Consider the following 11,421-nt stretch of genomic DNA (forward strand, 5'->3'; position numbering starts at 1 on the left):
AAAATTCCAAAAATGTAGAAACAGCACACGAAAGCACGTGCCTTCATTTGGGGTTGCCCCACTTCCAATTGCGGATTTCCGGCAAGTCTTCGCCGTGCTTGTCGATGTAATGCTTATGTTCGATCAACTTGTCCTGCATCATCTGCTTGAGATAGGCTCCTTTACTGCCCAAATGCAGCAGACGATCCACCACGTCTTGCACCAGATGAAAGCGATCCAGGTCGTTTTGCACCCTCATGTCAAAAGCCGTTGTGATCGTGCCTTCTTCCTTGTAGCCCCGGACGTGGAGATTGCGATTGGTACGGCGGTAAGTCAGCCGATGCACCAGCCAGGGGTATCCATGAAAGCCAAAGATGATATGCTTGTTTTTGGTAAAGAGCGAATCGTAATCCGTTTCGCTCAGTCCGTGCGGGTGTTCGCTCTCGGACTGCAACTTCATCAGATCGACAACATTAATTACCCGAATTTTTAGATCGGGCAGATGTTCTCGCAGGATGGAAACGGCAGCCAAAATCTCTAGCGTCGGCGTATCTCCACAGCAAGCCATCACCACATCCGGCTCGGTATCCTGGTCGTTGCTAGCCCATTGCCAGATGCCAATGCCTTCAGTGCAATGCAATATCGCCGCGTCCATACTCAGCCATTGCGGAAGCGCGTGTTTGCCAGCAACCACCACATTCACATAGTGTCGGCTGCGTAAGCAGTGATCAAAAACCGATAGCAGACAGTTCGCGTCGGGTGGCAGGTACACACGCACAATATCGGCTTTCTTGTTAATTACGTGGTCGAGGAAACCTGGGTCTTGGTGCGTGAAGCCGTTATGATCCTGCTGCCAGACGTGGGAGGCAAGCAGATAGTTCAGCGATGCAATCTTCCGTCGCCAGGGCAGTTCCGATGTTACCTTTAGCCACTTGGCGTGCTGGCTGAACATCGAATCAACAATGCGAATAAACGCCTCATAGCTGTTGAATAGCCCGTGCCGCCCAGTTAGCAAATAGCCTTCCAACCAACCTTGGCACTGGTGTTCACTGAGCATCGAGTCCAGTACTTGTCCGGCTGGCGCGAGGAATTCATCATTTTTTTCTTCCCGCGCTTCCCACTGACGATTAGTGACTTCAAACACCGCGCCCAAAAGATTCGAGAGTGTCTCATCGGGACCGAAGATGCGGAAATTCCGCTGATTCAGCTTGACTACATTACGCAGGAATTGGCCCAGTACGAGGGTATCTTGACCGTCAACGGCACCAGGTGAAGGCACATACACCGCGTGGTCGCGGAAGTCTGGCATTTGCAGGTCGTGCAGTAGTATGCCGCCGTTGGCGTGGGGGTTCGCACCCATGCGGCGATCGCCCTTCGGGGCTAGTTCAGCTAATTCTGGCAGGAGACATCCGTTTTCATCGAACAGTTCTTCTGCCTTGTAGCTTTTCATCCAACTTTCCAACTGCTGGACATGATCGGGATGCTCGGAGTTCACCAGTAGCGGCACCTGGTGCGATCGCGATGTGCCTTCGATTTGCAGACCATCCACGACTTTCGGTCCCGTCCAGCCCTTGGGTGATTTCAGGACGATCGCCGGCCAGCGCGGGCGAGTAGTATCCTTCTGGTTCCGCGCATTGCTTTGGATTTGCCGAATGTCTGCGATCGCCTTGTCCAGGGTGCTGGCCATAAGTTCGTGCATTCTTTCCGGCTCGTCGCCTTCCACAAAGTAAGGTGTCCAGCCGCAACCTCTAAGAAATTGCTCTAACTCCTCATGCTCGATGCGAGCTAAGACGGTTGGGTTGTTGATTTTGTAGCCATTCAGGTGCAGGATTGGCAGCACGGCACCGTCGGTAATTGGGTTGAGTAACTTGTTAGACTGCCATGCAGTCGCTAAGGGACCCGTCTCCGCTTCCCCGTCGCCGATGACGCAGGCGACGATCAGTGAGGGATTGTCAAAGGCAGCGCCGAAAGCATGACTGAGCGAGTATCCCAACTCACCCCCTTCATGAATTGACCCCGGCGTTGTCGGCGCAACGTGGCTGGAAATCCCACCAGGAAATGAGAATTGCGTGAACAGCTTTTTCAACCCAGCTTCGTCCTGAGTAACGTTCGGATAAACTTCGCTCCAAGTGCCTTCGAGGTAAACGTTGCCCACAATTGCTGGCCCCCCGTGACCAGGGCTAGCGATGTAGAGCATATCTAGGTCATATTTCTTGATTACCCGATTCAAGTGTACATAGATAAAGTTCTGTCCCGGTGTCGTACCCCAGTGTCCAACCACCAGTGGTTTGACGTGGGAAAGTTTCAGAGGCTCCTTCAGCAATGGATTGTCGTAGAGATAAATTTGCCCAACTGACAGATAGTTGGCGGCACGCCAGTAGGCATCTATCTTATGGAGTAGTTCTGGTGAAAGGGTCTTTGTTTTTATGGTTGATTGCCCAATTTCTAAGCTCAATACGCTAGTCCGATCAATTGCTTTCACGGTTCTTCCCTCTTTATTTATCTTTATCAGGATTTGTATCTTTTATGACTAAAACAGAACAATTCGCATGGTCAACGACATGATTGCTGACACTACCTACGAAAAATTCTGCGATCGCTTCCAGCGGGGCGTAGCCCATCGCTGAGTGGTCATGCCGACCTAGTACGATCAGATCGGCATTCCACTCTTGAGCAACACTAGAAATCGTTGCCCCTGGCTCACCAAAATTGTGTTGGTATTCAGCAGAAATATTTCGGGCAGTTGCCTGATGACAGTATTCTTGTAACCAAACTTTTGCCTGCTCAATCTCTAGCTGAAGTGTTTCCTCGCGAAATGATTGAGAAAGCCCAGTGTTGATCGGATAGAGTCCAAACGTCCCACCTGACTCGAATCCTGGATTGATCGCAGTAAAATCTACGAGGCAATGAAGGATCATCAAATTAGCTTGCTCTTGCTGCGCTAAATTGACTGCCCAATCAAACACAATGGATGTTAAAGGAGAATGATTAATGGCAACCAGAATGCGTTTAAAGTTCATTATTTCGAGCCTTCAGGTTCATCTCACTTATCTAATGGTGTTCTACACGACTTGCAAGCCAAAATGCAATTCCAATTCCCACAAATTGAGCCACAATCATACTGATATTTGCTTGTACGACAAAAATATCAATCGGCTCAATCAGTTGTCCTGTCCGATAGACAGCGGCTCCTGGTGGAACTGATAGTGTTTTGAGAAGCAAGCCTCCAACAATTGTTTCGATACTGACTAACGTCAGTAACATTGCTGCCAAGTTGACTAGAACTCCTAGTTGTAAAACTTGAATTATTTTCTTGCGGCTAGGATGTAAAGCTGGTTCCGGGGCTGACAATTGTTGCCCAAGATGAACGTAACGAAAGAACCAGTAAATGCTTAAGCCTAAAGCCGCAATTCCACCAATCACGGACAGTAAACCGATCCCTGATTTGAGATTGAGGTTGAGAGTCGGTGAAAGAATCGCGAACCCTAAAATCAGTCCAGAAACAATGCTTAAAACAAACTGTATCCAAAATCCAGTCCACCCCAATGATTGCAGTAAACTAGCAGCTTGCTGCCTCTCTGAAGGATGAGATTTTGATTCTAGGTAGCTAGACATAAGGTATTGCTATAGAGTTAAAATAATGTCATTAACTTTTGCTTATTGCGAAAATATTAAGCGTTGGCGTAGCCCCCCGCAGGCATCGCTTTGGGGCTTAAAAAATAATCAAACGCGAAAGGAAAGATTTTTTCGTTGGTTCTTAACCTTCGTTGTGATCAAGAGTAATTTAGATGCGTTTGCCCTGCATTTTGATGAACTTTTTACTCATAAATAAGACTCCTTTGATTCACTGTTGATACTTGATTTAGACCAGATGCTGCAAGCGACTCAGACGCTTTGAGTAACTTTTCATCACCTCTACAGCAAACATGGGTGTTTCCTGAACAGCAAAGAGAAACTCTTCCTCATTAAGGAAAACCAGTTTGCTATCTACCTTGGCGATCGCTGTATAAGTTCTCTTTTTAACTCCTACAAGTACCCCGACATCAAAAACTTCACCCGTCTCAATGGTTTCTACAATTTTGCTATTGACTAATATATCTACCTCTCCTTCAATAATCCCATACATTTCACCACCAGGCTGTCCTTCTTCAAAGATGACTTGGCCTGCTGAAAATACTTTAGGGTCGGATTGTTTTTGAAAGATACTGACTGTTAACACAGGACTTAGCATTAGAGCAACCCCAAATTCTTTGTTTTTAAACGAAACCTTTATATAGCTTTAGGCGAACCCAGAAAAGTACACTACTTTCTGTCGATTAACTATCGAACTTCGCAAATTTCCTGATTAGCTGCCTGACATATCATTAAATCAGAAAGCATCAAATACTTCTTGTATCTTGCTAGGTAAATAATTTAAATTTTATCTACTACTTTTGAATATTTTATGAGGATTTGTATAACTTATACATCAACTAAAACATTTACTCAAACACGATCTTTGACAGCAAAACGTTATACTTTTTCTTGTGAAAATAAGGGGATATCAATCACTAGTACAGCTTGGCGCAAGTAAACCCACCATTAAAGTTGATGAAAAAGCGGTGATTTGAAACCCTTGTGAAAGCTAGGCGTATTTACGTCGAGAGGTACTAGGGTAAAACAATTGCAATTCGCGGCATCGATCTTCAAATTTTGACGAACTTGATAACGCGCTACCCAAGCCCCAGATGCAGCCATATCTCCCTGCTTTAATATTAGTGCTATCCGCGCTTTCGCTCAACTAGAATTAATGCGAACTCAAGAGTTAATTGAAAACTGGTATGAAGTCCAGAGAAATTTATCTCTTCAGGTGGCTCGTGACTTCATTCTGGAAAATCTTGAACAAAAGGTGGGTTTGAACTCACATAGTCAGACTCCTGTCAATGCCTAAGTTCTGTGATTAGCCCTTTCAAGGTGGTGAAATTCCGAACGAAGATTGGTTATTTCAACCTTCAAAAAGCCCAAAATCTGAGCGGATCACTCAGGATGATCACACTGAAACAACATATCTTCGTTAGTCACCTTGAAAGGGCTAGTTCTGTGATAAAGAAAAATCAGTGAAAACAAATTAAGTGTTATTTACGATTTGTGCGCCTTTTCTGAGGTTTTTCTATAATTTTACCCGCAATACTGACAAAATCTCTTTGACTGGGGCTTTATCTGCTTCTAGCTTCTCTATTCTGCTTAATAGTCGTTTTGAAATATACTTGCACTTTTTAACAAGGCGATCGCCATCCTTCCAAAACTCATAGTGATACCAAGCTTGGGGATAATCTTTGCCGTGAAGGGTGATGGTTTTCCACTGAATGGAGCCACTACCTAATCCTTTGTGTCGTCTAGTTTTACTAGGGCTATTTTTACTGGGGGGTATCTCTGACTGTTCGACATCGTTACTAGGGCTGTTTTCGATATCCCCCAGTAATGTGTTTTTACTAGGGCTAGGCAAAACACCCAGTAATACCAAAATTTCTCTAATTGGGCGCTTCTTGAACTCTGCTTCTTGAATATCCCCAAGTAAATGCTTAGGAATGTACTTGGTCTTCTTTCTCCCTTTTTCTTGCCAATGATAATAAGCCTGGGGATAGTCCTTTCCACCCCTAGTAATGGTGCGCCAATGAATAGTGCCATTACCCTCACCCCAATTTCTGCGCTTTTTACTAGGGTTATCTTTACTGGGGGGTATCTCTATTTGTTCAGAGTTTTTACTAGGGCTATTATCAATACCCCCCAGTAAAAGTTCCGATACAGGAGGCGGATGGTTTCGACAGCAGTTTGAAGACTCAGATATTTCCGGAGCGCAAATTCTGGATAATTCCATAGGACTTGTCAAAAAATACCGTTGCTGTGCCTGTTTCACCGTGTCGTGCCTTAGCCATGATGAGTTCTAATATTCCTTGATCTGTAGTATCTGAGTTGTAGTACTCATCTCGGTAAGCGAGAATAATATTGTCTGCAACCATCTCTAGAATTCCTGACTGGCTGAGGTCGCTCATCATTGGGCGCTTATTCTGTCTGCCCTCAACTCCCCTAGAGATTTGCGACAGTGCTAACACGGGTACATCCAGTTCCCCTGCCATTTTGTAAAGTCCCCTGGCCACATCTCCTAGTTCATAGCTACGGTTCCCTCCAGAGTCCTCTGCCATCATTTGCAGGTAATCAACTACAACTAACCCCAGTTTTCCCTCTTTGGCCTTAATTTGACGGCATTCTGACGCAATTTGTGAAACGGTGATGCCCCTTGAGTCATTCATGTACAGGGGTAATTCTGAAGCAACACCGACGATTTTGGCAATGCTTGTAAATTCCCAGTCTGCTAGGGGTTTATTACCTGAGCGATGTCTGCGGATGCGATCGCTTTTTAATGGTGTTAACTCTAAATGCTTGTAAGCGTTGCTAACACTAATTAAACTCCACAGCCTGTACTCCAATTGTTTCTTTGTCATCTCCAAGGAGAAGATGACCACAGGTAGATTGTGGAGTAGTATCATTTGGAAAGCCAAAAACAAGGCGATCTGGGACTTTCCCATTGATGGCCTACCAGCAACTATGGTAAGTGTGCCGCTTTCAAATCCCACCATCAAATTATCGAGTTCATGAAGTCCTGTAGGGTAAATGGGGTTTCCTGAATTTAAATCCTCGTAAGCAGCAACGTTAATCGTGCTGTTGTGTTCAGTGTCTGAAGATAGGGTTTGATTAGATAATTGGAAAATTTTCTGTTCTGATTGGTCAAGGATTTGTGGTAACTCAGTTTCTGTCTCGTAACCCAGATGTACAATTTCATTTCCAGCCTTGATTAACTGTCTACGCGCGAATTTGTCCATTACCAACTCGGCTAAAGCGTCAATGTTGACAGCTGACACTGTGCGGTCTACCAGAGTTGCTAATTTATTTCTCCCGCCGATACGGATAAGCATTTCGTGGTCAGTAAGCCAAGCTGTAACTGTGAGTAAATCAGTGGGTTTACCAGAGCAATGAAGGCGCTGGACGGCTTGATAGATATCTTTATGGGCACTAATGTAAAAGGCTTCGGGAATAAGGCGATCGCTCACCCTACCGATTGCTTCTGGATCAAGCATGATACCGCCTAAAATCGCCTCTTCCGCTTCGATGTTTTGGGGTGGCAATTTATCAATCACGTCGCACCTCCAGTATCAAGAGCGAGATTTTGCCTTTGCGACTCTTCCCAAGCTCTTTGAGCCTGTCGCTGCCGTTCTTCAAGTTCTCGACGGAACTCATCTCGAGCATTTTTTGTTTCAGTTTTTTTGGCTTGTACCTGTTTTGAAGCCAGATATTTTTCGTAATAAACTTCCCAGCGATTCCTTCCGGCTTTGTTCTTGTGAGCTAACCAAGCCTCAATGTCATTCACTGGCTGGCTAAGATTTTTGGTTTTTTCCTCACAAAATTCCAAAAAATTCGCTCGCTCGTCTTCTGAGAGAGTCTTTATAAAGTCTAAATAGTTCTTATTGATCTTAGGGTTTTGTAATCCCCTTTCCACAAGGCTTTCAGGCTCCGCATGGTGCGTGGCGATCGCGCATGGTGCGTCATGATCCATCGTGGTGTGTGGTGATCCAGCGTGGTGCGTGGCGATCGCGCTCGGTGCGTCATCACACCTTGGGTGCGTCATCACACCATCGGTGTCTTCACACACCTTGGGTGCGTCATCACACCTTGGGTGCGTCATTACACCATCGGTGTCTTCAAGAAATTCGGGTGTGTCATTGCACCATAATCCCTTTGGCTTCACCTTGGTTCTGACTTGCAATAGCTCTAGATCAATGAATCCCTTTGTGTCCAATTCCTTGAGAGCGCGGCTTACAGTTTGCCTGTGGACTATCCGCTCTGGTGCTGACAGCTTACGAGCTACCTCGGCGGCATTGATGTCAATCCCTTGGTTATAAGGATCAATGGTTCGGATGTAGTAGAGGATATCCCTCTGTGCTGGTGTGAGTTCACGGCAGGCTTTCAGCCATTCTTCATGCTGAAGTGGATAGAAACGTCCCTGAATTTTTGAATTTGGTTGTGTCACAATTTTGCTAATACAAATGAAAAGACAAAATTTCACCTCGATCCGTTGGGATAGAGACTAATTTTTTAGGTGTCCATCATTAACACTTAGTCAACGAACTTTTATATTCAATCGTGACAAGGTATTTATTTGATGGCTATGCTAGTAATCTGAAGATTAAAGATATGTCTGGAAAAAAGCACTCCTAGCAAGAGTTTGGTAAGATTAGGGTATACATCATCGTTGTTGTTTCATCAAACATCAAATAGTATAACCGTTAAACTTAAGTATAATTAGCAAAGCAATGCAAAGTTTTGTATCAGAAAAAACTCAAAGTTATCAGCAGTTATTCGATGAGATGATGAATCGCTTCAATTTGGAAGCGAAGAAAACTGCTGAACAGGCTAAAGTGTCGGAAGTAATGTTATCACGCTTTCGTCGCGGGAAGGCGGATCTAGGAGCATCAAAACTAATATCGCTACTTTTGGCTATTCCGGTAGAAGCTAGGGTATGGTATTTATCTGAGTTATTTGGTCAGAGGCCAGGAATTAGCCTGCGATCGCTGATTGCTGAAGCACCTCCAGAAGAACAAGCTGAAGTTTTACGACTAATTGCTGATATTTTTGTGAATAACAGCCGTGAGGCTACAGATCCAGTGCAGTTCCTTACTTAAAGCTTTATAGCTCACCGTTCGCAATAGGATTATAGGATTTAACGCATTGCGGAAGTCCCCACCCTCAACGTACACGCACAAGTGGGGATAGGGAGCGGGGGATGAGGATTGCATCTGATATTTGTTTTTGCACAGCAAAAACAAATATCAGATAGATGACGAATCGTACTTGTTTTTCTGGTAAGATATTAAGTGTCTTGACCACCAATGCCGTAAGCGAAAACCAAGCTAATAGGTAAGTGTCGCAAGAAAAAGATTTGGGTCTTGGGAACCAGGACTCCTGCCCTTGGAGGGAATGTCAGACTTTCTAGTACTACGGAGTTCTGGAGGCTATTCCCGATGAATTGGGAAGCTCCGTCCGTCTTACGGCAGGGTAGTTGACCTAAGAGGAATTATCCACCAAGTTGCAAATATCCCAGATATTGGGGCAGATATAGCATAACTGACACCAGGGGCAAGATAGTACAATTTTATCTAAAACAAAGGTTTGTAGTATGCTAATGACAGGACTAAAACCCTTATTCTTTCGTTATAGTCTTGTCTAACAAGAAGCAAATAACTCTTGGTTGATTTATCTAAAAGCAATATTCAAAAGCTTATACAGTAATACTTTTAGCCTATCTTGCCCCTAGTGTCAGCTACGCTATATTTACCCCATATTAGTGCAATTACCTTAACCTCTCACAAATGGATTAGGGTTAACTTAATCGTTAACGTTAATTTTCTTAGCCAATGTCTGAAATTTGCGTTGTTCACCAGCTTGTTTACGCTGTTGATAACGTTTTCTAGCTTGGTTTAGTACCTCTTGCAATAATTCCTCATTTTCTGAGCAGACGATAAATGCAGCTTCTAGGAAAGTATCTCTAGTAATTTTATTTACATTGCAAAACGTATCTAGCTTGGTATCAATATCCTGTTCTAACCTGATTGTTCGCCTGATGATCTGGGTTAACTCTAACTGCTGTTCTTGATTAGAAGTGCTTACCTTATCGTTTATTACTTCCTCACTATCTAAATCTGGTTTTGGTTTTTCAGGTAAATGACTAAATTCAGTAATTTTGTCATTTAGTAAGTTATCATATTGTACTTTTACAAGTGTTGTATCCCGTGCTGGAACACTTGGACGTGTCTTTTTCTTAAGGCGCTCAAAAACATCAGACATTCTTTTGTAACCTCTCGATAATTTGTTGGAAAGGAGTTTCGAGTTGTTCAAAGCCTAGAGAGGACAAACTTACACCTTTATCTATAGCCTTTTTAAATTGTTCAGATTCTAAAATTGAAGGTAAAACGACTATTTCTTCGGCAATTATTCGCATTGCACTGATACTCGCCTTACTTTGTGCGACTTGGTTATTACCTACCCATTTATCTCTGAATGGCAAGATGCCAAGCACTATCCCTGAAAAAGCATCAATTTCTTGAAGCTCCTCAACTAAACTCAGAGTTCGGATGAGAGAATTTACACCTTTGGATGATGCTTCTACAGGAATGATAATATGGTCAGCTGCCCCCAACGATGTAAGGCAGATTTGCGATCGCTGAGGTGGCGCATCGACAATGCAATATTGGAATAAATCTGATATCTCTTTTAAGCGTTTGCTCAGAACAATAGCTCCCATACCGCTCCCAGACAAAAATTATTGAGCATTATCTAATCCATCATCAGCAGGAATTAACCATAGGTTTTCTCCGATTTCGTAAATACCATCTTCAGTATTGATCTGTTTTTTGAGAACTTCTAGAAGCGTGGGTTGATTCTGCTGAACTTCGTGCCCCAGGTAAAAAGTTAGGTTCGCTTGGGGATCGGCATCAATCATCAGTACACGCTGTCCTGTTTGAGCAAGCATTCTACCCAACAAGATTGCAACAGTTGTTTTTCCCTGGCCACCGGACAAGGATGCACAAGTAAGAGTTAACATTTTACTGACTACCAGCAGCATAGTGTAAATTAGTCAATATCATAATGCATAATGTTGTTTTTAAGTTGTTTAGTCATTATATAATTTAGTCATTTATAAATGACTAAATTGTGCTTAACGCTATTTAGTCATTACTTTAGCTCTCAAAAAGTCCTACTCTTCGAGAAGATAGCTGTAAAGATAGGTTTTTGTCCCGTTTAGTTGTTGCTGATTTTAGTCAAGACATAATTTAGTCATTCAAAAAAGACTAAATTGTATAATGACGTAATCTAGTAAAACAGTTTTATTTTATGAATAAAATAAAACTTGAAAAAATGCTGTTGGGGGCTATGTAGGGGCTATATGTACCCCAAAATGGTTTGGGACTTTGATGAATACTTAACACCTACATAGGGTATATATAGGGGTCTTATGGGGTATATTTGACTGTTTGACACTTTATACCCCACTTAGCCCCCAAGGGGGTATGATAAGCTCTTGAGGCTGGAGAAAAAAGAGGTAGTCATTTTATTCTTCTATCCTCTGCTCCCCCATATCTCCTCAACTGCTAACTTTTACAAATTGAACCGTATTACCTTTCCCCCAATGTCGAACATTCATACCTTACAAAAAATTTTTCCTGCTGGCTTTGATAACGGTTATGGAAGCCTCAAACTTTTTGTCGATGGCTTTGAAGTAGTTCGTGTGCCGAGTTATATTTCCACATCTGAGATGGAAGACGTACCCGGACGGGTAGTTTTTAACGGTACTGCTTACACAGTTGGAGAATCAGCTTTCCGCACAGGTTATCATTTTGACCGGAATAC

The 11,421-nt window shown here is 43.4% G+C and carries 10 protein-coding genes and 3 pseudogenes; 4 read left to right on the top strand and 9 right to left on the bottom strand.

What is annotated here, in order from left to right; translation table 11 throughout:
• Positions 1-43: 43 nt before the first annotated feature.
• From V7K73_RS01000 to V7K73_RS01010, 3 genes are read right to left on the bottom strand one after another with little or no spacing between them, the layout of a single operon-like run.
• Positions 44-2,452: a phosphoketolase family protein gene (locus V7K73_RS01000; RefSeq protein WP_442936719.1), complete on the bottom strand. Its 2,409-nt coding sequence runs from the start codon at positions 2,450-2,452 to the stop codon at positions 44-46.
• Positions 2,453-2,474: 22 nt separating this feature from the next.
• The gene (locus V7K73_RS01005; RefSeq protein WP_334876312.1) at positions 2,475-2,999 is read right to left on the bottom strand and encodes a universal stress protein; all 525 of its coding nucleotides are present in this window, start codon (positions 2,997-2,999) and stop codon (positions 2,475-2,477) included.
• A gap of 31 nt (positions 3,000-3,030) precedes the next feature.
• A complete protein-coding gene (locus V7K73_RS01010; protein ID WP_334876314.1) occupies positions 3,031-3,594 on the bottom strand; it encodes a DUF3611 family protein in 564 nt (187 codons plus the stop codon).
• Between the two features lie 25 nt (positions 3,595-3,619).
• On the opposite strand from V7K73_RS01010, the gene V7K73_RS01015 reads away from it, so the two are divergent.
• Positions 3,620-3,811, top strand: a complete 192-nt coding sequence (locus V7K73_RS01015; protein ID WP_334876316.1) for a hypothetical protein — start codon at positions 3,620-3,622, stop codon at positions 3,809-3,811.
• Between the two features lie 30 nt (positions 3,812-3,841).
• On the opposite strand, the gene V7K73_RS01020 is transcribed toward V7K73_RS01015, so the two are convergent.
• Positions 3,842-4,210: a Crp/Fnr family transcriptional regulator gene (locus V7K73_RS01020; protein ID WP_334876318.1), complete on the bottom strand. Its 369-nt coding sequence runs from the start codon at positions 4,208-4,210 to the stop codon at positions 3,842-3,844.
• A gap of 525 nt (positions 4,211-4,735) precedes the next feature.
• Between V7K73_RS01020 and V7K73_RS01025 the strand changes: the two are divergent.
• A pseudogene (locus V7K73_RS01025) lies at positions 4,736-4,909 on the top strand (IS701 family transposase); the annotation flags it as partial.
• A 219-nt stretch (positions 4,910-5,128) separates the two neighbouring features.
• Here V7K73_RS01025 and V7K73_RS01030 read toward each other — a convergent pair.
• The 3 genes from V7K73_RS01030 to V7K73_RS01040 are packed head-to-tail and all read right to left on the bottom strand — an operon-like array spanning position 5,129 to position 8,044.
• The gene (locus V7K73_RS01030) at positions 5,129-5,836 is read right to left on the bottom strand and encodes a hypothetical protein (RefSeq protein WP_334876322.1); all 708 of its coding nucleotides are present in this window, start codon (positions 5,834-5,836) and stop codon (positions 5,129-5,131) included.
• Positions 5,799-7,154 (bottom strand): replicative DNA helicase, encoded by a 1,356-nt coding sequence (gene dnaB, locus V7K73_RS01035; RefSeq protein WP_334876324.1) that lies wholly within the window; start codon positions 7,152-7,154, stop codon positions 5,799-5,801. The genes V7K73_RS01030 and dnaB overlap by 38 nt, the downstream gene beginning before the upstream one ends.
• Positions 7,151-8,044, bottom strand: a complete 894-nt coding sequence (locus V7K73_RS01040) for a MarR family transcriptional regulator (protein ID WP_334876326.1) — start codon at positions 8,042-8,044, stop codon at positions 7,151-7,153. The genes dnaB and V7K73_RS01040 overlap by 4 nt, the downstream gene beginning before the upstream one ends.
• 283 nt (positions 8,045-8,327) lie before the next feature.
• On the opposite strand from V7K73_RS01040, the gene V7K73_RS01045 reads away from it, so the two are divergent.
• On the top strand, positions 8,328-8,696 hold the full coding sequence (locus V7K73_RS01045; RefSeq protein WP_104906684.1) for a transcriptional regulator: 369 nt from the start codon (positions 8,328-8,330) through the stop codon (positions 8,694-8,696).
• A gap of 703 nt (positions 8,697-9,399) precedes the next feature.
• Here the strand turns inward: V7K73_RS01045 and V7K73_RS01050 are convergent.
• A complete protein-coding gene (locus V7K73_RS01050) occupies positions 9,400-9,858 on the bottom strand; it encodes a hypothetical protein (RefSeq protein WP_094333533.1) in 459 nt (152 codons plus the stop codon).
• Positions 9,851-10,636 (bottom strand): annotated as a pseudogene (locus V7K73_RS01055) (ParA family protein). The gene V7K73_RS01050 and the pseudogene V7K73_RS01055 overlap by 8 nt, the downstream one beginning before the upstream one ends.
• A gap of 564 nt (positions 10,637-11,200) precedes the next feature.
• Between V7K73_RS01055 and V7K73_RS01060 the strand changes: the two are divergent.
• Positions 11,201-11,421: pseudogene (locus V7K73_RS01060) on the top strand (hypothetical protein); the annotation flags it as partial.

This window comes from Nostoc sp., assembly GCF_036916975.1.
Classification (GTDB): Bacteria; Cyanobacteriota; Cyanobacteriia; order Cyanobacteriales; family Nostocaceae; genus Nostoc.

What these genes read in the sequence shown, in the direction of transcription:
- V7K73_RS01030 (WP_334876322.1), bottom strand. Translation starts at nt 5,836, where the DNA reads ATGGAATTATCCAGAATTTGCGCTCCGGAAATATCTGAGTCTTCAAAC.
- V7K73_RS01005 (WP_334876312.1), bottom strand. Translation starts at nt 2,999, where the DNA reads ATGAACTTTAAACGCATTCTGGTTGCCATTAATCATTCTCCTTTAACA.
- V7K73_RS01050 (WP_094333533.1), bottom strand. Translation starts at nt 9,858, where the DNA reads ATGTCTGATGTTTTTGAGCGCCTTAAGAAAAAGACACGTCCAAGTGTT.
- V7K73_RS01045 (WP_104906684.1), top strand. Translation starts at nt 8,328, where the DNA reads ATGCAAAGTTTTGTATCAGAAAAAACTCAAAGTTATCAGCAGTTATTC.
- V7K73_RS01020 (WP_334876318.1), bottom strand. Translation starts at nt 4,210, where the DNA reads ATGCTAAGTCCTGTGTTAACAGTCAGTATCTTTCAAAAACAATCCGAC.
- V7K73_RS01010 (WP_334876314.1), bottom strand. Translation starts at nt 3,594, where the DNA reads ATGTCTAGCTACCTAGAATCAAAATCTCATCCTTCAGAGAGGCAGCAA.
- V7K73_RS01015 (WP_334876316.1), top strand. Translation starts at nt 3,620, where the DNA reads ATGTCATTAACTTTTGCTTATTGCGAAAATATTAAGCGTTGGCGTAGC.